This is a genomic window from Nocardioides sp. (assembly GCF_964228225.1).
GTDB lineage: Bacteria > Actinomycetota > Actinomycetes > Propionibacteriales > Nocardioidaceae > Nocardioides.
Map to the genome: position 1 here is coordinate 18541 of NZ_CAXQZB010000023.1, position 19364 is coordinate 37904.

The window sequence follows — 19364 nt, forward strand, 5'->3', positions numbered from 1 at the left end:
GCGGGACGGCGTGCCCGCCGCGCCCGGCACCACCGCCCTCGACCCGGCCGTGGCCGCGCGGCTCAAGCACGACGCCGCGGGCTTGGTGACCGCCATCGTGCAGCAGCACGACACCGGCGAGGTGCTCATGCTGGGCTGGATGGACGACGAGGCGCTGCACCGCACCCTCACCACCGGTCGGGCCACCTACTGGAGCCGCTCGCGCCGGGAGTACTGGGTCAAGGGCGACACCTCCGGCCACGTCCAGTGGGTGCACGAGGTGCGCCTGGACTGCGACGGAGACGCCCTGCTCGTGAAGGTCGACCAGGTCGACGGCGCCTGCCACACCGGCGACCGCACCTGCTTCGACGCCGACCTGCTGGGCACACCGGGCGGGTCCCCGGGAGGTGCGCCGCGTGGCTGAGTCGCGCCGCAGCAGCCTGGGCCCGGTCCTGCTCGTCGGCGTGGCCGGCGGCATCGCCGCGGCCGTGGCCGGCAACCGGGCCTGGGTGAGCCCCGACGACTCCGGGGCCGAGCGGGCCAGCGACATCGCGCTCGCCTCGCTGCGGGCCGCGGGGGAGGCCACCGCACCGCCGGTCACGGCCCTCGCGCTGGTCGTGCTGGCCAGCTGGGGCGTCGTGCTGGTCGCCCGCGGCCGGTGGCGGCGCGCCGTCGCCGGTCTGGGCCTGCTGGCGGCCCTGGGCACGCTGGGGTTCGCGATCGCCGTCTGGGCGGTCGCGGAGGACGAGCTGCGTCGCGACCTGCCGCTCAGCGACGTGGGGGTGTCCCACACCGCGTGGTCCTACGTCGGTGTGCTGGGTGCGATCGCCACCGTGGGGGCCTCGTTCGTCGCGGTGCGGGCGGTGCCCGACTGGCCCGAGATGGGTTCGCGCTACGACAGCCCCACCGGCGGCGGGGCCGTCGCCGTCACGGCCTCGGGCGACAGCGACCAGCGCAACCTCGACCTGTGGCGTGCGCTCGACGCCGGGCACGACCCCACCGCGCCCACCGGCCCCACCGGCCCGGCGGGCGAGGAGCACCCACTAGACTGAGGCCCGAAGCACCGCCCCACCTCGCGAGGAGATCCGCATGTCCGACAACCACGGGAACACCCCCGCCGCCTGGACCGCCGTCGTGGTGGCGCTGGTCGGCTTCGTGGTCGGAGCCGTCGGTCTGATGATCTCCCCGATCAACTACCCGATCTTCTGGGTGGGCGTGGCCCTGGTGCTCGGTGCCGGCGTCGTGTTCGTCGTGATGGCCAAGCTCGGCCTGCACGAGAGCCACTGAGGACGGGCGGCCCGCCGTGACCACGGTGCTGCCGCCGACGTCCCGCGAGCGATCGGACTCCCGGGCGCGCCGCGTGCTGCCGCCGGTGCTGACGATCGGTGGCCTGGGCCTGGCCACCCTCGCCCTGGCGGTGCGCGACCCGCACGAGAAGGGCTCCTGGGGGCTGTGCCCCTCCCACGCCCTGCTCGGCATCGACTGCCCGGGCTGCGGCGGCCTGCGCGCCGTCAACGACCTCACCCACCTGCGCGTCCTCGACGCCGCCTCGAGCAACCTGCTGCTGGTGGTCCTGATGCCGCTGGCGGTGGTCCTGCTCGGCCGGTGGGCCCTGCGCAGCTGGCGCGGCACGCCGTCGCGTCCCGGGTTCCTCGACCGGCACTCCCACGCCCTGCTGGTCGCGGTCGCCGTGACGGCGGTCGTCTTCAGCGTGGTGCGCAACACCCCGGCCGGATCCTGGCTCGCCGCCTGATCCGACCGGGGTGCGTGGTCTGCGCGGAACGGCTCAGTTCGTGGAGCCGTCGATGCTGACGACGCCGCTCACGATCAGGATGACCCCGAGGACGCCGAGCACGATCGAGATGATGCCGAGCACGAAGCCCGCCGTCGCCATGCCGCCACCGGTCTGACCGGTGCGGGCGATCTCCCCCTTGGCCATCCGGCTCAGGATGATCGCGGGGATGCCGGCGAAGAAGCCGCAGCAGATCGGCAGGCTCAGGATGCCGAGCACCAGGGCCGCCACGGCCTTCTTGTTGTTGCCGACCGGTGCGCCGCCGTACGGCTGGCCGAAACCGCCCGGAGGAGGCCCCCCGAATCCGCCCGGGGGCGGACCGCCGTAGCCGCCGGGAGGTCCGTAGCCGCCGGGAGGCGGTGCCTGATAGCTCATGGGGGAGATCCCTTTCCTCGAGACTGGATGTGGCGCCCACCCTAGAGGACGACGTCCACCGACCCGGGGCGATCCGCGCGGGGGAGGGCGCGCGTGGAAGACTGGTCGGCATGTCGGTCCTCGACGAGATCATCGCCGGCGTCCGCCTCGACCTCGCAGCACGGGAGGCCGACCGGCCGCTCGCCGACGTCCGCGCCGCCCTGGCCGACGTCGACCCCCCGCTCGACCCGATGCCGCACCTGCGCGGCAGCGGGTCCAGCGTGATCGCCGAGGTCAAGCGACGCAGCCCCAGCAAGGGCCACCTGGCCGACATCCCCGAGCCGGCGGTGCTGGCGGCCGAGTACGCCGCCGGGGGCGCCGCGGCCATCAGCGTGCTCACCGAGCAGCGGCGGTTCAGCGGCAGCCTGGCCGACCTCGTGGCCGTCCGGGCGGCGGTGGACATCCCGGTGCTGCGCAAGGACTTCATCGTCACCGAGTACCAGCTCGTCGAGGCCCGTGCCGCCGGCGCCGACCTCGCCCTGCTCATCGTGGCCGCCCTGGACGACGACGAGCTGCGCCGTCTCCACGACGTCGCCCTCGACCTCGGGCTCACCCCGCTCATCGAGGTGCACGACGAGCCCGAGACCGAGCGCGCGGTCGCCCTGGGCGCCGAGCTCGTGGGCGTCAACGCCCGCAACCTCAAGACCCTCGCCGTCGACGACGCCACGTTCGGCCGGCTCGCTCCGCTCCTCCCCGACGACCGCGTCAAGGTCGCCGAGTCCGGCATCACCGGACCCGACGACGTCGCGCGGTTCGTGCGGGAGGGCGCGCGGGCGGTGCTGGTCGGCGAGGCGCTGGTCAAGGACGGCGACCCTCGCGGCGGTGTCGCCGCGATGACCGGAATCACCGCCACCGAGACGACGGGATCGCACGCATGACGACCGATCAGCACACCACCGGGCGCGCCGACCTCTCCCTGCCGGGCGCCTCCGCCTTCGGCGCGGACGAGCACGGCTGGTACGGCGGGGCCGAGGCGGGCTGGGGCGGCCGGTTCATGCCCGAGGCGCTGGTCGCAGCGCTCGACGAGCTCGAGGCGGCCTGGAAGGACGCCATGGCCGACCCGGCGTTCCTCGCCGAGTTCGAGGACCTGCTCCACGGCTACGCCGGGGTGCCGAGCATGCTCTACGAGGCCACGCGGCTCTCGGAGAAGGTCGGGGCGCGCATCCTGCTCAAGCGCGAGGACCTCAACCACACCGGCGCCCACAAGATCCGCAACGTGCTCGGCCAGGCGCTGCTCACCAAGCGGATGGGCAAGACCCGCGTCATCGCCGAGACCGGCGCCGGCCAGCACGGCGTCGCCTCCGCGACCGCCGCGGCCTACCTCGGCCTGGACTGCACCGTCTACATGGGCGAGGTCGACACCGAGCGCCAGGCGCTCAACGTCGCCCGGATGCAGCTGCTCGGCGCCACCGTCGTGCCCGTGACCAGCGGCTCGCGCACGCTCAAGGACGCCATCAACGAGGCGCTGCGCGACTGGGTGGCCAGCGTCGACCACACCGCCTACCTCTTCGGCACCGCCGCGGGACCCCACCCGTTCCCGAGCCTGGTGCACTCCTTCGTGCGCGGCATCGGCGACGAGGCCCGCCGCCAGTGCCTGGACCAGTTCGGGGCGCTGCCCGACGTCGTGGCCGCCTGCGTGGGCGGTGGCAGCAACGCCATCGGTCTGTTCGCCGGGTTCGTCGACGACCCCGAGGTCGCGATCTACGGCTTCGAGGCCGGGGGCGACGGCGTCGAGACCGGTCGCCACGCGGCCACGATCCACGCCGGCACCGTCGGCGTGCTCCACGGCACGCGCACCTACGTGCTCCAGGACGACGAGGGCCAGACCCGCGAGTCCCACTCGATCTCCGCGGGTCTGGACTACCCCGGCGTCGGCCCGCAGCACGCGTGGCTGGCCGCCAGCGGGCGGGCCACCTACCTGCCGGTCACCGACACCGAGGCGATGGACGCCATGGCGCTGCTGGCCCGCACCGAGGGCATCATCCCGGCGATCGAGACCGCCCACGCCGTGGCGGGGGCCCTCAAGATCGCCGCCGAGCGACCGGGGCAGACGATCCTGCTCAACCTCTCCGGGCGCGGGGACAAGGACATGGGCACGGCACTGGAGTACTTCGGCCTCGGGACGGCCCGGTCGTGACCGCCCGATCGGTCGAGGCGGCCTACACCCGCGCCCGTGAGGAGGACCGTGCGGTCCTCGTGGGCTACCTGCCCGCCGGCTTCCCCGACGTCGAGGGCGGCATCGCCGCGCTCACCACGATGGTCGAGGCCGGCTGCGACATCATCGAGGTCGGGCTGCCCTACAGCGACCCGGTGATGGACGGCCCCACCATCCAGGCCGCCGCCCAGCAGGCACTCGAGCACGGCACCCGCATCTCCGACGTGCTGCGCACGGTCGAGGCCGTGGCCGCCACCGGCGCCCCCACCCTCGTGATGACCTACTGGAACCCCGTGGAGCAGTACGGCGTGGAGCGGTTCGCCGAGCACCTCGCCGACGCCGGGGGAGCGGGGCTCATCACCCCCGACCTCACCCCCGACTACGCCCCGCAGTGGATCGACGCCGCCGACAAGCACGGCCTGGACAAGGTCTTCCTCGTGGCCCCCTCCAGCACCGACGAGCGCATCCGGCTCACCACCCAGGCCTGCCGCGGCTTCGTCTACGCCACCGCGGTGATGGGGGTCACCGGCGCCCGCGACTCCAGCAGCGACCTCGCGGGACCGCTGGTGGCCCGCACCCGGGCCGCCACCGACCTGCCCATCGGCGTCGGGCTCGGGGTGAGCAACGGCGACCAGGCCGCCGAGGTCGCGGCCTACGCCGACGCCGTCATCGTGGGCTCGGCGTTCGTGCGGGTCCTGCTCGACCACCCCGACGACCGGGAGGCGGGCCTGGCGGCCCTGGCCGACCTCACCCGCGACCTCGCCGCCGGCGTCCGCCGCCGCTGACCCCCCAGGACCCCCCATGATCCCGCTCACGACCCTGGCGGCCACGCTGCCGCTGTCCATCCCGAGCCCGGAGCAGGGGGTCTGGCACCTCGGACCGCTGCCGATCCGCGGCTACGCCCTGTGCATCATCCTCGGCATCGTCGCCGCGGTGTGGATCGGGGAGCGGCGCTGGATCGCCCGCGGCGGGCGGGCGGGGGAGGTGCAGGACCTCGCCATCTGGGCGGTGCCCTTCGGCGTGGTCGGGGCGCGGGCCTACCACGTGGCCACCGACTGGGAGCGCTACTTCGGCGAGGGCAAGGACCCCGTCAGCGCGCTCTACATCTGGAAGGGCGGCCTGGGCATCTGGGGCGGCGTCGCGCTCGGCGCGCTCGGCATCTGGATCGGCGCCCGACGCCGCGGCATCCGGCTGGCGCCGATGCTCGACGCACTGGCCCCCGGCGTGATCGTGGCCCAGGCCATCGGTCGCTGGGGCAACTGGTTCAACCAGGAGCTGTTCGGCAAGCCCACCGACCTGCCCTGGGGCCTGGAGGTGAGCGAGCGCACCGCACTCGACGCCGGCTACCCGCCGGGCACCCTGTTCCACCCCACCTTCCTCTACGAATCGCTGTGGAACCTCGGCGTCTTCGCGCTGCTGATCTGGGCCGACCGCCGCTTCCGCCTCGGCCACGGCCGGGTGATGGCGCTCTACGTCATGGGCTACACGCTGGGGCGCGGCTGGATCGAGGAGATGCGCATCGACCCCGTCCAGCTCTCCGACGTCGGCGGGCTGCGCTTCAACGCCTGGACCTCGATCGTGCTGTTCATCGCCGGCCTGGTGTTCTTCGTGCTCAGCGCCCGGCGCCACCCCGGCCGCGAGGAGCGGGTCTACCGCGACGGGCACGAGGAGTCCCCGACCGAGGACACGGACAGCGCCGGGACGGCGACCGCGGACACCACGGCCGACCCCGCCGGCGAGCCCGCCGAGGATCCCGCCCGGGAGTAGACCACCCTCCGGTCGGGCGAGCGGCCCGGCCGTAACGCGGTGGTAACCTGAGGGCTCCGCCGCGTGGGCCAATGTTGTCCCCTGCGCCCCACACGTGCCGACCCTCGATCCGTCGAGGGCGCACTCGACGACGGGAGAACACTGAAGTGCCGTACCTGCACGCGTTCCCGCCGCACTGGCCCGCCCAGGGTCTCTACGACCCGGCCGCCGAGCACGACGCCTGTGGCGTCGCGTTCGTCGCCACGCTCACCGGAGAGGCCTCGCACACCATCGTCGCGCAGGCGCTCACCGCGCTGCGCAACCTCGACCACCGCGGTGCCGCGGGTGCCGAGATCAACTCCGGCGACGGTGCCGGCATCCTGCTCCAGGTCCCCGACGCGTTCCTGCGCGCCGTGACCGCCGACCTGTTCGAGCTCCCCACCGCCGGCAGCTACGCCGTCGGGACGGCCTTCATCCCCGGCAGCGACGACGACGTCGCCAAGACCCGCTCCCGCATCGAGGAGATCGCCGTCGAGGAGGGCCTGACCGTCCTCGGCTGGCGCGAGGTGCCGATCCAGCCCGACGTGCTGGGCAGCACCGCGCTCGCGGTCATGCCGACCTTCACCCAGCTCTTCGTCACCGCCCCGGGCGAGGCCCTCACCGGCATGCCCCTGGAGCGGCTGGCGTTCTGCCTGCGCAAGCGGGCCGAGCGCGAGACCGACGCCTACTTCCCGTCGCTGTCCTCGCGCACGATCGCTTACAAGGGCATGCTCACCACCGAGCAGCTCGACCACTTCTACCCCGACCTGGTCGACGAGCGGATCGCCTCGGCGATGGCCGTGGTCCACTCGCGGTTCTCCACCAACACCTTCCCGAGCTGGCCGCTGTCGCACCCGTTCCGGTTCATCGCCCACAACGGTGAGATCAACACCGTCATGGGCAACCGCAACTGGATGCGGGCGCGCGAGGCGCTGCTGGCCTCCACCGAGATCCCCGGCGACCTCGAGCGGCTCTTCCCGATCTGCACCCCGGGCGCCTCGGACTCCGCGTCCTTCGACGAGGTGCTCGAGCTGCTGCACATGGGCGGGCGCAGCCTGCCCCACGCGGTGCTGATGATGATCCCGGAGGCCTGGGAGAACCACACCGAGATGGACCCCGCCCGGCGGGCGTTCTACGAGTTCCACTCCTCCCTCATGGAGCCGTGGGACGGTCCGGCGTGCGTGGTGTTCACCGACGGCACCCAGATCGGCGCCGTGCTCGACCGCAACGGCCTGCGTCCCTCCCGGTACTGGGTCACCGACGACGGGCTGGTCGTGCTGGCCTCCGAGGTCGGCGTGCTCGACCTCGACCCGGCCACGGTGGTCCGCAAGGGCCGCCTGCAGCCGGGCCGGATGTTCCTCGTCGACACCGCGGAGCACCGCATCATCGAGGACGAGGAGATCAAGGGCGCCCTGGCGGCCGAGCACCCCTACGACGAGTGGCTGCACGCCGGGCTGGTGCACCTCAAGGACATCCCCGAGCGCGAGCACGTCGTGCACACCCACGCCTCGGTCACCCGGCGTCAGCAGATCTTCGGCTACACCGAGGAGGACCTGCGGGTCCTGCTGACCCCGATGGCCAACAGCGGCGGCGAGGCGCTGGGCTCGATGGGCACCGACACCCCGATCGCGGCGCTGTCGGAGAAGCCGCGGCTGCTCTTCGACTACTTCAGCCAGCTGTTCGCGCAGGTCACCAACCCGCCGCTGGACGCCATCCGCGAGGAGCTCGTCACCTCGCTCAACGGCACCATCGGTCCGGAGGCCAACCTGCTCGAGCCGACCCCGGCCTCGTGCCGCCAGGTCGTGCTGCCGTTCCCGGTCATCTCCAACGACGACCTCGCCAAGATCCGCCACATCAACCGTGACGGCGACATGCCGGGCTTCGTCACCCACGTCTCGCGCGGTCTGTACGACGTCGCGGGCGGCGGCGCGGCGCTCGAGGCCCGCATCGAGGAGATCTGCGGCGAGGTCAGCGCGGCGATCGCCGAGGGCGCGCGCATCATCGTGCTCTCCGACCGCCACTCGGACGCCGATCTCGCGCCCATCCCGTCGCTGCTGCTCACCGCCGCCGTGCACCACCACCTGGTGCGGGAGAAGACCCGCACCCAGGTCGGGCTGCTGGTCGAGGCCGGCGACGTCCGCGAGGTGCACCACGTGGCGCTGCTCGTGGGCTACGGCGCGGCCGCGGTGAACCCCTACCTGGCCATGGAGTCGGTCGAGGACCTGGCCCGCGAGGGCTACTACGTCAAGACCGAGCCCGAGGTCGCGGTCAAGAACCTGGTCAAGGCGCTCGGCAAGGGCGTGCTGAAGGTGATGTCCAAGATGGGCGTCTCCACCGTGGCCTCCTACACCGGCGCGCAGATCTTCGAGTGCATCGGCCTGTCCCAGGACGTCGTCGACACCTACTTCACCGGCACCATGACCAAGCTCGGCGGCGTCGGCCTCGACGTCATCGCCGAGGAGGTCGCGCGGCGCCACGCCACCGCGTACCCGCGCGGCGGCGTGCTGCCGGCCGAGCGTCGTCTCGAGGTGGGCGGGGAGTACCAGTGGCGCCGCGACGGCGAGCCCCACCTGTTCAACCCCGAGACCGTGTTCCGGCTCCAGCACTCCACGCGCACCCAGCGCTACGACATCTTCAAGGAGTACACCTCCGCGGTGGACGAGCAGTCGCGCCAGCTGATGACGCTGCGCGGGCTGTTCTCCTTCAAGGACGCCGGTGCCACCGGGCGCACCCCGGTCCCGATCGAGGAGGTCGAGCCGGTCAGCGCGATCGTCAAGCGCTTCTCCACCGGAGCGATGTCCTACGGCTCGATCAGCCAGGAGGCGCACGAGACCCTCGCGATCGCCATGAACCGGTTGGGTGCGAAGTCCAACACCGGCGAGGGCGGCGAGGACCCCGAGCGGCTCTACGACCCCGAGCGTCGCAGCTCGATCAAGCAGGTCGCCTCGGGCCGCTTCGGCGTCACCTCGGAGTACCTCACCCACGCCGACGACATCCAGATCAAGATGGCCCAGGGCGCCAAGCCCGGTGAGGGCGGTCAGCTGCCGGGCAACAAGGTCTACCCCTGGGTGGCCAAGACCCGTCACTCCACCCCGGGCGTGGGCCTGATCAGCCCGCCGCCGCACCACGACATCTACTCGATCGAGGACCTCGCCCAGCTGATCCACGACCTGAAGAACGCCAACCCGGCCGCCCGGGTGCACGTGAAGCTGGTCTCGGAGATGGGCGTGGGCACGGTCGCGACCGGTGTCTCCAAGGCCCACGCCGACGTCGTGCTGATCTCCGGCCACGACGGCGGCACCGGTGCCTCGCCGCTCACCTCGCTCAAGCACGCCGGCGGTCCCTGGGAGCTCGGCCTGGCCGAGACCCAGCAGACGCTGCTGGTCAACGGCCTGCGCGACCGGATCGTGGTGCAGGCCGACGGCCAGCTCAAGACCGGCCGCGACGTCGTGATCGCCGCGCTGCTCGGCGCCGAGGAGTACGGCTTCGCCACCGCGCCGCTGGTGGTCTCGGGCTGCATCCTGATGCGTGTGTGCCACCTGGACACCTGCCCGGTGGGGATCGCGACCCAGAACCCCACCCTGCGCGAGCGGTTCTCGGGCAAGGCCGACTACGTCGTGACCTTCTTCGAGTTCATCGCCCAGGAGGTCCGCGAGCTCCTCGCCGAACTGGGCTTCCGCAGCCTGGACGAGGCGATCGGTCAGGTCTCGGCGCTCGACATCGGCGCGGCCGTCGACCACTGGAAGGCCTCCGGCCTCGACCTCGCCCCGATCCTGCACGAGGTGGACTACAGCCACTTCCCCGAGCAGCAGCGCCGCTGCGTGCAGGGTCAGGACCACGGCATCGAGCGCTCGCTCGACGTCACCACCCTGGTGCCGATGGCCCAGCCCGCCCTCGAGCGCGGCGAGCCGGTGCGCGGCCAGGTCGCGATCCGCAACGTCAACCGCACCGTCGGCACGATCCTGGGTCACGAGGTCACCAAGCGCTACGGCGGCGAGGGGCTGCCCGAGGGCACCATCGACCTCACCTTCACGGGCTCGGCCGGTCAGTCCTTCGGCGCCTTCCTCCCGCGCGGCGTCACGCTGCGGCTGGAGGGCGACGCCAACGACTACGTCGGCAAGGGCCTCTCGGGCGGGCGGATCGTGGTGCGGCCCGACCGCAGCGCGCCGTTCCGCAGCAACGAGCACATCATCGCGGGCAACACGATCGCCTACGGCGCCACGTCGGGGGAGATCTTCCTGCGCGGCGGGGTGGGTGAGCGGTTCGCGGTGCGCAACTCGGGGGCCCGCGTGGTCACCGAGGGCGTGGGCGACCACGGCTGCGAGTACATGACCGGCGGCCGGGTGGTCGTGCTGGGCAAGACCGGGCGCAACTTCGCGGCCGGCATGTCCGGCGGCATCGCCTGGGTGCTGGACCTCAAGCCCCAGCGCGTGAACACCGAGCTGGTCGAGCTGCGCGCCGTCGAGGGTGACGCCGCGGTCGAGCTCGAGCAGCTCGTGCGGGCCCACCTCGAGGAGACCGGCTCGGAGGTCGCGGCCGAGCTGCTGGCCGACTGGCCCGCGGCGCTGGGCCGCTTCACCGAGGTCATGCCCCGCGACTACCGGATCGTGCTCGAGGCCAAGGCGGCCGCCGAGGCGGCCGGGCTGTCCGAGAACGAGATCACCCAGGCGATGATGGAGGCCCTCCATGGCTGACCCGAAGGGATTCCTCAAGGCCGGCCGGCAGGTCGCCGACCGCCGTCCGGTCGAGGAGCGCGTCAAGGACTGGCAGGAGGTGTACCCGGGCGGCATCGGCCGGGCGCTGCTGCCGATCATCACCACCCAGGCCAGCCGCTGCATGGACTGCGGCATCCCGTTCTGCCACCAGGGCTGCCCGCTGGGCAACCTGATCCCGGAGTGGAACGACCTGGTCTACCGCGAGGACTGGGAGGGGGCGATCGAGCGGCTGCACGCCACGAACAACTTCCCCGAGTTCACCGGTCGGCTCTGCCCGGCCCCGTGCGAGACCGCCTGCGTGCTCGGCATCAACCAGGACCCGGTGACGATCAAGAACGTCGAGGTCTCGATCATCGACAAGGCCTGGGAGTCCGGCTTCGTGCGGCCCCAGCCGCCGGAGTGGCTCTCGGGCAAGACCGTGGCCGTCATCGGCTCCGGCCCCGCGGGCCTGGCCGCCGCCCAGCAGCTCACCCGGGCCGGCCACACCGTCGCGGTCTACGAGCGCGAGGACAAGCCGGGCGGCCTGCTGCGTTACGGCATCCCCGAGTTCAAGATGGAGAAGGCCCACCTCGACCGGCGCCTGGCGCAGATGAAGCGCGAGGGCACCGTGTTCCGCACCGGCGTCGAGGTCGGTGCCCCCGGCTCGGCGCTGTCGGCGGAGGCGCTGCGCGACCGCTACGACGCCGTCGTGCTCGCCACCGGCGCCTGCGAGCCCCGCGACCTCCCGGTCCCGGGCCGTGAGCTGGCCGGCATCCACCAGGCGATGGAGTTCCTGCCGCAGGCCAACCGTGCGGCCGTCGGCGAGAGCGTCGAGGGCCAGATCATGGCCACCGGCAAGCACGTCGTCATCATCGGCGGCGGCGACACCGGCGCCGACTGCCTGGGCACCTCCACCCGGCACGGCGCGGCCTCGATCACCCAGCTCGAGATCATGCCGGAGCCCACCACCGCGCGGCCCACGGGGCAGCCGTGGCCCACCTACCCGATGATCTTCCGGGTCTCCTCGGCGCACGAGGAGGCCGGCGAGCGGGTGTACTCGGTCTCCACGAAGGAGTTCCTCGGCGACGAGCAGGGCCACGTCCGCGCGCTGCGCCTGGTCGACGTCGTGTTCGAGAACGGCTCGCTCACCGAGGTGCCCGGCACCGAGCGCGAGATCCCGGCCGACCTGGTGCTCTTCGCGATGGGCTTCGCCGGCCCGGAGAAGCCCGGCCTGGTGACCGACCTCGGGGTCGAGCTCGACGCCCGGGGCAACGTCGCCCGCGACGACGAGTACCAGACCTCGGTGCCCGGCGTGTTCTCCGCCGGTGACTGCGGTCGCGGGCAGTCGCTCATCGTGTGGGCGATCGCCGAGGGTCGCGCCGCCGCCGCGGCCGTCGACGCCTACCTCATGGGCTCGACCGCGCTGCCGCGGCCGATCCCGCCCACGGCCCGGCCCCTGACGGTCTGACCCGTCGGCTCCGTCACCCGGCCCGTCCCGCCTCGCGCGCGACGGGCCGGGTGCGTTCTCCGCCCGAATCAGGTTGGATCGATCCAAGGCCCCGCTAGGCTGTGCCCGTGCGGAGAGCAAAGATCGTGTGCACCCTGGGTCCGGCCACCAGCTCCGAGCGTCGCATCCGCGAGCTCGTCTACGCCGGCATGGACGTCGCCCGGCTCAACATGAGCCACGGCACCCACGAGGACCATGCCGAGACCTACCGGCTGGTGCGCGAGGCCGCCGATGCGTCCGGCAAGGGGGTCGGGATCTTCGCCGACCTCCAGGGCCCCAAGATCCGGCTGGCCACCTTCGCCGACGGGCACGCCGTGCTGCGCCGCGGCGCCCGATGGACCATCACCACCCGCTCGGTGCCCGGTGACGACCAGATCGCCACGACGTCCTACGCCGGTCTGCCCGGCGACGTCGCGGCGGGCGACCCGATCCTGATCGACGACGGCCGCATCCGGCTGCGCGTGGTCGAGGTCGTGGACGGCACCGACGTCGTCACCGAGGTGCTCACCGGCGGGGTCGTGAGCAACCACAAGGGCATCAACCTGCCGGGGGTCGCGGTCTCGGTGCCGGCGCTGTCGGTCAAGGACATCGCCGACCTGCGCTTCGCCCTGCACCTCAGCGTCGACTTCGTCGCGCTCAGCTTCGTGCGCGACGCCAAGGACGCCGAGGACGTGCGGGCGATCATGCGCGAGGAGGGCGTGATGCTGCCCGTCATCGCCAAGATCGAGAAGCCGCAGGCGATCGAGAACCTCGAGGAGGTGATCGACGCCTTCGACGGGTTCATGGTGGCCCGGGGCGATCTCGGTGTGGAGTGCCCGCTGGAGGAGGTGCCGTTCCTGCAGAAGAAGGTCATCGAGCACGCTCGCCTCTACGCCAAGCCGGTGATCGTGGCCACCCAGATGCTCGACTCGATGATCACCAACCCCGCGCCCACGCGCGCGGAGGCCAGCGACGTCGCCAACGCGGTGCTCGACGGCGCCGACGCGGTGATGCTCTCCGGTGAGACCAGCGTGGGCGACCACCCGATCCACACCGTCGAGACGATGGCCCGCATCATCGCCGCCACCGAGCGCCACGCCCTCGAGCCCGGCGACTACGCGCAGTTCGAGGCGATCAAGCTCGAGCCGCGCACCCGCGGCGGCATCATCACCAAGGCGGCCGAGGAGGTGGCCCAGCGGGTCGGGGCCCGCTTCGTGGTGGCCTTCACCCAGAGCGGCGACTCCGCGCGCCGGCTGGCGCGCATGCGCAGCTCGATCCCGGTACTGGCCTTCACGCCCGAGGACCGGGTCCGCTCGCAGCTGGCCCTGAGCTGGGGGGTGGAGACGTTCAAGACCGCCCCGGTGCAGCACACCGACGAGATGGTGCGTCAGGTCGACGAGCAGCTGCTCGCCGTGGGCCGGGTCTCCGAGGGCGACCTCGTCGTGATCGTGGCCGGCAGCCCTCCGGGCATCCCCGGGTCCACCAACGCGCTGCGCATCCACCGCATGGGCGATGCGATCAACGAGGTGGCGCCGGCCTACCGGCGTCCGTGAGGGTGCCCCGGGTGGGATTCGAACCCACACTGGATGGTGTTTGAGACCACTGCCTCTGCCATTGGGCTACCGGGGCGGTGCGCGTCGAACCCTAGCCGACGGGCCGCGCGCGATCCCTGTTGCCTAAACTCGATCGACTTACTACTGTTTGGCGCATGACCTTCGCGCTGCGCCTCCCCACGGTGCTCGACACCCTGGCGCGGGCCCACCAGGCCCGCGCGGTCGACAACGCCCGCGAGGCCGCCACGACGGCCGCCCGGCGTCGTCTGGAGCACGCCGAGGTGGCGCTCTGGCTCGCCCGCCACGGGGCGGAGCGCACGGGGGAGCGCCGCGGGGTTGAGAGCACCGTCACAGGTCGGCGGACGCATCCTCGAACGGGGGAGCGCCGGGCCCACTAGCCTGAGCCCGTGACCGCTGCTCCCCGTACCGTCGTGATCGCCGAGGACGAGACCCTCATCCGCATGGACCTGGCCGAGATGCTGGGCGAGGAGGGCTACGACGTCGTCGGCCAGGCCGGCGACGGCGCGAAGGCGATCGAGCTGGCCACCGAACTGCGGCCCGACCTGGTGATCCTGGACGTGAAGATGCCGGTGCTCGACGGCATCGCGGCCGCCGAGGCCATCGCGGGCCAGCGGATCGCCCCCGTCGTCATCCTCACCGCCTTCTCCCAGCGCGACCTGGTCGAGCGGGCGCGCGACGCCGGGGCGATGGCCTACCTCGTCAAGCCGTTCACCAAGTCCGACCTCGTGCCCGCCATCGATATGGCGGTGAGCCGGTTCGCCGAGCTGTCCCAGCTCGAGAGCGAGGTCTCCGACCTCCAGGAGCGGCTCGAGACCCGCAAGGCCGTCGACCGCGCCAAGGGCATCCTGCAGGAGCGGCTCTCGCTCAGTGAGCCCGACGCCTTCCGGTGGATCCAGAAGACCGCGATGGACCTGCGGCTCTCGATGCGCCAGGTCGCCGACGGCGTCATCGAGCACGGCCCGGAGATCGCCGGCTGAGGCGTCTTGTCGCAACCTTGTCGGGCGCGCCCTGTTCCGGCTGCGTGACAGTTCGATCACGACCCGTCACCCCGCCCGGTTTCCGTATCGCCACGGCCGCGGATGTGGTTGGGTAAGCGCCGAGATGCGCCGCGTCGGCCCTACCGGGACGACGCCGGCGACCAGTGCGGATGACGAAGGGAGACCCGGGGTGCAGGCAGATCACGCACCGCGCTCCTGGGCACGATGGCTGCTGGTGGGCGTGTTCCCACTGCTGGCCCTGCTCGGAGTGGTGACCGTCCAAGGACCCGCGCACGCGGTGGCCTCCCTGTGCCTGGCGCAGGCCGACGCCACGGGATGCGTCAACGGCACCGTCGGCAACCGGGCCGCCCCCGTGGAGGGCGCGGTCGTGACGCTGCTCGACGAGGCCGGCACCGAGATCGAGTCCCAGACCACCGAGGCCGACGGCAAGTTCAGCTTCACCCTCGACACCGCCGGCAGCTACCTCATCAAGGTCGACCCCGCCTCGCTGCCGAAGGACCTGGAGATCCGGCCGCCGGCCGCGGCGTTCCAGGGCCCCGACGGCGCGATCAAGGTGGAGGTCGTGCTCGGCAAGTCCGCCGTCCCGGCGCTCGAGGTCCGCTCGGTCGACTACAGCGACGCCGGCACCAGCTTCGCCGACAAGATCGCCCAGAGCGTCGTGCAGGGCCTGCGGCTGGGCCTGCTGCTCGCCCTGGCCTCGATCGGCCTCTCGCTCATCTACGGCACCACCGGCCTGTCGAACTTCGCCCACGCCGAGCAGGTGACGCTGGGCGGCATGCTCGGCTACGGCCTGTGCAACGTCGCGGGCCTCAACATGTGGCTCGGCATCGTGCTCGTCACCCTGATCTGCGCGGCCACGGGCTTCGCCCAGGACCTGGTGATCTGGCAACCGCTGCGACGGCGGGGCCTGGGGCTCACCCAGCTGATGATCGTCACGATCGGTCTCTCGCTGGCGCTGCAGTACACCTTCCAGTACGTGGTCGGGAACTCGCAGAAGAAGGTCGTGGTCGAGACCTTCGACGTCGTCACCATCGGCCCGGTCACGCTCACCAAGCTCAGCTACGTCGCCATGGGCATCTCGCTGATCGTGATCGGTGCGGTCGGCTACGTGCTGCTGCGCACCCGCATCGGCCAGGCCACCCGCGCGGTCTCGGACAACCCGGCGCTGGCCGCGGCGTCGGGCATCGACGTCGACAAGATCATCCGGCTGGTCTGGACCGTCGCGGCGGGCCTCGCGGGCCTCGGCGGCATCCTGTACGCCCTGGTGGTCTCCAACGGCATCCGCTGGGACACCGGCATGCAGATCCTGCTGCTGCTCTTCGCCGCGGTGACCCTCGGCGGCCTCGGCACCGCGTTCGGCGCGTTCGTCGGCTCGTTGGTCATCGGGCTGATCGTCGAGCTCGCCGGGCCGCTCGGTGCCCCCGGCGACCTCAAGTACGCCGTGGCGCTCGGCATCCTGATCCTGCTGCTGCTCGTCAGGCCCCAGGGCCTGCTGGGCCGTGCCACCCGAGTCGGCTGAGGAGGACGACATGGACCAGTTTCTGAACATCCTCGGCTCCGGTCTGGAGGAGGCGTTCGCGCCCGCGACCGCCGGGCTCGTGATCGCCGTCATCGGCCTGAACCTGCACTTCGGCTTCACCGGGCTGCTCAACTTCGGCCAGGCCGGCTTCATGCTGCTCGGCGCCTACGGCTTCGCCATCTCGATCATCGAGGGCCTGCCGATGCTCCTGGCGGTGCTGGTCGGGCTCGGCCTCGCGATCGTGTTCGCGCTCATCCTCGGCGCACCCACCCTGAAGCTGCGGGGCGACTACCTGGCGATCGTGACGATCTCGGCGGCCGAGATCCTGCGCTACGTCGGCCGCCTCAACCAGCTGGAGGACTTCACCGGCGGATCGCAGGGCCTGTTCGGCAAGGACTACAACAAGCCGTTCGTCGACGCCTCGTTCCTCGGGGACGGCCGGTTCACCCTCTCGCCCTTCAACTACCGCGACATCGCCGACGGCGCCCTGTGGGTGCGGCTGCTCGGTCTCGCCGTGGCGATCGCCCTCATCGTGCTGGTCGTGCGGGTCGGGCGCGGCATCAAGACCGGGAACGGCCCCGCCCTCGCCGGTCGTCCGCGGCTCACGCTCGTGCTCGGCATCCTGGCCAGCCTCGTCGCGCTGTTCTTCACCTTCCCCGTCACCTACGACGCCACCGGCATCGACGGCTGGTGGGCCCGCCTGGTCGGTTGGACGCTGGTCGCGATCGCGCTGCTGGTCACCTGGCTGCTCGTGCGCAGCCCCTGGGGCCGGGTGCTGAAGGGCGTGCGCGAGGACGAGGACGCGATGCGCAGCCTCGGCAAGAACGTCTTCCTGCTCAAGATGCAGGCCCTGGTGCTGGGCGGCATGCTCGGTGCGCTGGGCGGCATGGTCTACGTGATCAGCAGCTCGGTGCAGGCCGACTCGCTGGGCCGCTCGGTCACCTTCTTCGCCTACACCGCCCTGCTGCTCGGCGGTGCGGCGGCGATCTTCGGTCCGGTGCTCGGTACCTGCATCTTCTTCGCCGGACGCCTGCTGATCCGCGAGCTCTCGGCGGCCTACCTGCCCGACAGCATCATGTCCGACCAGCAGAGCCAGCAGTTCAGCTTCATCGTCGTCGGCATCGCGCTGATGCTGCTGGTGATCTTCCGGCCCCAAGGCATCCTCGGCGACAAGAGGGAGTTGCGCTTCAATGTCTGATCCGACCACGACCAGCACGGGTCCCCGCGGGGGTCTGGCCGACCCGGCCGCCCGCAAGGCGCTGATGGCCGGGGTCGAGGCCGCCCCCGGGGCCCCCAAGCCCGACCCGATCCTCACCGTCGACAAGATCACCCGCGTCTTCGGCGGCGTCACGGCCGTCGACGTCGACCACCTCGAGGTGCAGCGCGGCGTCATCACGGCCCTCATCGGCCCCAACGGTGCGGGGAAGACGACGTTCTTCAACCTCATCACCGGCTTCGACCGACCCACCTCGGCCCGCTCCGGGGCGTCGTGGCGCTTCGACGGCCGGGACCTGGGGCGTACCTCGGCCTCCAGCGTCGCCAACGCCGGCATGGTGCGCACCTTCCAGCTCACCAAGTCCCTCAACCGCATGACGGTGATGGACAACATGATGCTGGGTGCGCGCCGCCAGACCGGCGAGCGGCTCTGGGGCGCGATGTTCGCCCCACTGTGGAGCTCGCAGGAGAAGGCGATCGTCGAGAAGGCCGAGCACCTGCTCGAGCGCTTCAAGCTGCTGGAGAAGAAGGACGACTTCGCCGGCGGCCTCTCCGGAGGACAGAAGAAGCTGCTCGAGATGGCGCGGGCGCTGATGACCGACCCCACGATGATCATGCTCGACGAGCCGATGGCGGGGGTGAACCCGGCGCTGACGCAGTCGCTGCTGGGCCACATCCAGAGCCTGCGCGACGACGGCATGACCGTGCTCTTCGTCGAGCACGACATGCACGTGGTGCGCCACATCTCCGACTGGGTGGTCGTCATGGCCGAGGGTCGGGTCGTGGCCGAGGGCGCGGCCGACACCGTGATGTCCGACCCGGCCGTGATCGACGCCTACCTCGGCGCCCACCACGACACCGACCTGGGCGACGACGCCCTGCTCGAGGACGCGGCGATCGCCGAGCTCGAGGCCGAGGTCGAGGCCGAGACCAGCGAGCGCGAGGGGGAGCAGGCATGAGCACGAGCACCGAGCCGCTGGTGAAGGTCGACAACGTCGTCGCGGGCTACCTGCCGGGCGTGAACATCCTCAACGGCTGCAGCCTCACCGCCGAGCCCGGCGAGATCATCGGGATCATCGGTCCCAACGGTGCCGGCAAGTCCACCCTGCTCAAGGCGATGTTCGGGCTGGTGAAGATCCACTCCGGCACCGTCACCCTCGGCGGCAAGGACATCACCAACGCCCGCACGAACAAGCTGGTGGAGGCGGGGGTCGGCTTCGTGCCGCAGACCAACAACGTCTTCCCCTCCCTGTCGGTGGAGGAGAACCTGCGGATGGGGCTGTTCCTGCGCCCCGCCAAGCTCAAGGAGCGGTTGGGGGCGATGTACGACCTCTTCCCGAACCTCCACGAGCGCAAGGACCGCTCCGCCGGTGCGCTCTCCGGCGGTGAGCGGCAGTCGCTGGCCATGGCCCGCGCGCTGATGATGGAGCCGAAGGTGCTGCTGCTCGACGAGCCGTCGGCCGGTCTGTCGCCGGTGCGCCAGGACGAGACCTTCATCCGTACCCGCCGCATCAACAAGACCGGGGTGTGCGTGGTGATGGTGGAGCAGAACGCCCGCCGCTGCCTGCAGATCTGCGACCGCGGCTACGTGCTCGACCAGGGCCGTGACGCCTACACCGGCTCGGGCCGCGAGCTCGCCGACGACCCGCGCGTCATCGAGCTCTACCTCGGCACCCTGGCCAAGGACGTCGACGCCGAGCGCACCGACCTCGTCTGAGGACCCCACCCGTCACGGGACGTCGGCGCCGCGGCG

The 19364-nt window shown here is 71.8% G+C and carries 18 protein-coding genes and 1 tRNA gene; 17 read left to right on the forward strand and 2 right to left on the reverse strand.

Going from position 1 to position 19364, the window contains the following annotated elements; translation table 11 throughout:
- Positions 1-10 precede the first annotated feature (10 nt).
- The 4 genes from hisI to ACERUJ_RS05770 are packed head-to-tail and all read left to right on the forward strand — an operon-like array spanning position 11 to position 1732.
- Positions 11-403, forward strand: coding sequence for a phosphoribosyl-AMP cyclohydrolase (gene hisI, locus ACERUJ_RS05755; protein ID WP_370247538.1), 393 nt, complete (start codon positions 11-13; stop codon positions 401-403).
- Entirely contained in the window at positions 396-1031 is a 636-nt protein-coding gene (locus tag ACERUJ_RS05760; protein WP_370247516.1) for a Trp biosynthesis-associated membrane protein, read from the forward strand. The genes hisI and ACERUJ_RS05760 overlap by 8 nt, the downstream gene beginning before the upstream one ends.
- Positions 1032-1068: 37 nt before the next feature.
- Positions 1069-1266 (forward strand): HGxxPAAW family protein, encoded by a 198-nt coding sequence (locus tag ACERUJ_RS05765; protein ID WP_370247518.1) that lies wholly within the window; start codon positions 1069-1071, stop codon positions 1264-1266.
- Positions 1267-1282: 16 nt separating this feature from the next.
- Entirely contained in the window at positions 1283-1732 is a 450-nt protein-coding gene (locus tag ACERUJ_RS05770; RefSeq protein WP_370247520.1) for a DUF2752 domain-containing protein, read from the forward strand.
- A 33-nt stretch (positions 1733-1765) separates the two neighbouring features.
- Here ACERUJ_RS05770 and ACERUJ_RS05775 read toward each other — a convergent pair whose 3' ends face one another.
- Positions 1766-2146, reverse strand: a complete 381-nt coding sequence (locus tag ACERUJ_RS05775; RefSeq protein ID WP_370247521.1) for a DUF4190 domain-containing protein — start codon at positions 2144-2146, stop codon at positions 1766-1768.
- 110 nt (positions 2147-2256) lie between these two features.
- Between ACERUJ_RS05775 and trpC the strand changes: the two genes are divergently transcribed.
- The 7 genes from trpC to pyk all read left to right on the forward strand — a co-directional run bounded on the left by trpC (position 2257) and on the right by pyk (position 13858).
- Positions 2257-3063: an indole-3-glycerol phosphate synthase TrpC gene (gene trpC / locus ACERUJ_RS05780; RefSeq protein ID WP_370247522.1), complete on the forward strand. Its 807-nt coding sequence runs from the start codon at positions 2257-2259 to the stop codon at positions 3061-3063.
- Positions 3060-4322 (forward strand): tryptophan synthase subunit beta, encoded by a 1263-nt coding sequence (gene trpB, locus ACERUJ_RS05785; RefSeq protein WP_370247523.1) that lies wholly within the window; start codon positions 3060-3062, stop codon positions 4320-4322. Before trpC ends, trpB begins: the two co-directional genes overlap by 4 nt.
- The gene (trpA, locus tag ACERUJ_RS05790; RefSeq protein WP_370247524.1) at positions 4319-5125 is read left to right on the forward strand and encodes a tryptophan synthase subunit alpha; all 807 of its coding nucleotides are present in this window, start codon (positions 4319-4321) and stop codon (positions 5123-5125) included. Before trpB ends, trpA begins: the two co-directional genes overlap by 4 nt.
- 16 nt (positions 5126-5141) lie before the next feature.
- Positions 5142-6107, forward strand: a complete 966-nt coding sequence (gene lgt, locus ACERUJ_RS05795; protein ID WP_370247525.1) for a prolipoprotein diacylglyceryl transferase — start codon at positions 5142-5144, stop codon at positions 6105-6107.
- Between the two features lie 146 nt (positions 6108-6253).
- Positions 6254-10819, forward strand: a complete 4566-nt coding sequence (gene gltB, locus ACERUJ_RS05800; RefSeq protein WP_370247526.1) for a glutamate synthase large subunit — start codon at positions 6254-6256, stop codon at positions 10817-10819.
- Positions 10812-12287, forward strand: a complete 1476-nt coding sequence (locus tag ACERUJ_RS05805; RefSeq protein ID WP_370247527.1) for a glutamate synthase subunit beta — start codon at positions 10812-10814, stop codon at positions 12285-12287. The genes gltB and ACERUJ_RS05805 overlap by 8 nt, the downstream gene beginning before the upstream one ends.
- A gap of 107 nt (positions 12288-12394) precedes the next feature.
- The gene (gene pyk / locus ACERUJ_RS05810; protein WP_370247528.1) at positions 12395-13858 is read left to right on the forward strand and encodes a pyruvate kinase; all 1464 of its coding nucleotides are present in this window, start codon (positions 12395-12397) and stop codon (positions 13856-13858) included.
- A 3-nt stretch (positions 13859-13861) separates the two neighbouring features.
- Here pyk and ACERUJ_RS05815 read toward each other — a convergent pair.
- A tRNA-Leu gene (locus tag ACERUJ_RS05815) sits at positions 13862-13934 on the reverse strand.
- A 79-nt stretch (positions 13935-14013) separates the two neighbouring features.
- Between ACERUJ_RS05815 and ACERUJ_RS05820 the strand changes: the two genes are divergently transcribed.
- The 6 genes from ACERUJ_RS05820 to ACERUJ_RS05845 all read left to right on the forward strand — a co-directional run bounded on the left by ACERUJ_RS05820 (position 14014) and on the right by ACERUJ_RS05845 (position 19328).
- Complete coding sequence (locus tag ACERUJ_RS05820) at positions 14014-14256, forward strand: hypothetical protein (protein WP_370247530.1); 243 nt, start codon at positions 14014-14016, stop codon at positions 14254-14256.
- Between the two features lie 9 nt (positions 14257-14265).
- Positions 14266-14856 (forward strand): ANTAR domain-containing response regulator, encoded by a 591-nt coding sequence (locus tag ACERUJ_RS05825; protein ID WP_370247531.1) that lies wholly within the window; start codon positions 14266-14268, stop codon positions 14854-14856.
- A 235-nt stretch (positions 14857-15091) separates the two neighbouring features.
- Positions 15092-16396 (forward strand): SdrD B-like domain-containing protein, encoded by a 1305-nt coding sequence (locus tag ACERUJ_RS05830; RefSeq protein ID WP_370247532.1) that lies wholly within the window; start codon positions 15092-15094, stop codon positions 16394-16396.
- A gap of 10 nt (positions 16397-16406) precedes the next feature.
- Positions 16407-17594 carry a branched-chain amino acid ABC transporter permease gene (locus tag ACERUJ_RS05835; protein ID WP_370247533.1) on the forward strand — a complete coding sequence of 396 codons (1188 nt, stop codon included), beginning with the start codon at positions 16407-16409 and terminating at the stop codon, positions 17592-17594.
- Positions 17587-18570 carry an ABC transporter ATP-binding protein gene (locus ACERUJ_RS05840; RefSeq protein WP_370247534.1) on the forward strand — a complete coding sequence of 328 codons (984 nt, stop codon included), beginning with the start codon at positions 17587-17589 and terminating at the stop codon, positions 18568-18570. Before ACERUJ_RS05835 ends, ACERUJ_RS05840 begins: the two co-directional genes overlap by 8 nt.
- Complete coding sequence (locus tag ACERUJ_RS05845; protein ID WP_370247535.1) at positions 18567-19328, forward strand: ABC transporter ATP-binding protein; 762 nt, start codon at positions 18567-18569, stop codon at positions 19326-19328. Before ACERUJ_RS05840 ends, ACERUJ_RS05845 begins: the two co-directional genes overlap by 4 nt.
- Positions 19329-19364: the final 36 nt, after the last annotated feature.

Bases quoted from the DNA above. Each gene is read 5' to 3' on its own strand.
- ACERUJ_RS05805 (WP_370247527.1), top strand. From the start codon at position 10,812: ATGGCTGACCCGAAGGGATTCCTCAAGGCCGGCCGGCAGGTCGCCGAC.
- lgt (WP_370247525.1), top strand. From the start codon at position 5,142: ATGATCCCGCTCACGACCCTGGCGGCCACGCTGCCGCTGTCCATCCCG.
- trpB (WP_370247523.1), top strand. From the start codon at position 3,060: ATGACGACCGATCAGCACACCACCGGGCGCGCCGACCTCTCCCTGCCG.
- ACERUJ_RS05845 (WP_370247535.1), top strand. From the start codon at position 18,567: ATGAGCACGAGCACCGAGCCGCTGGTGAAGGTCGACAACGTCGTCGCG.
- ACERUJ_RS05835 (WP_370247533.1), top strand. From the start codon at position 16,407: ATGGACCAGTTTCTGAACATCCTCGGCTCCGGTCTGGAGGAGGCGTTC.
- trpC (WP_370247522.1), top strand. From the start codon at position 2,257: ATGTCGGTCCTCGACGAGATCATCGCCGGCGTCCGCCTCGACCTCGCA.
- ACERUJ_RS05820 (WP_370247530.1), top strand. From the start codon at position 14,014: ATGACCTTCGCGCTGCGCCTCCCCACGGTGCTCGACACCCTGGCGCGG.
- ACERUJ_RS05765 (WP_370247518.1), top strand. From the start codon at position 1,069: ATGTCCGACAACCACGGGAACACCCCCGCCGCCTGGACCGCCGTCGTG.
- ACERUJ_RS05840 (WP_370247534.1), top strand. From the start codon at position 17,587: ATGTCTGATCCGACCACGACCAGCACGGGTCCCCGCGGGGGTCTGGCC.
- ACERUJ_RS05775 (WP_370247521.1), bottom strand. From the start codon at position 2,146: ATGAGCTATCAGGCACCGCCTCCCGGCGGCTACGGACCTCCCGGCGGC.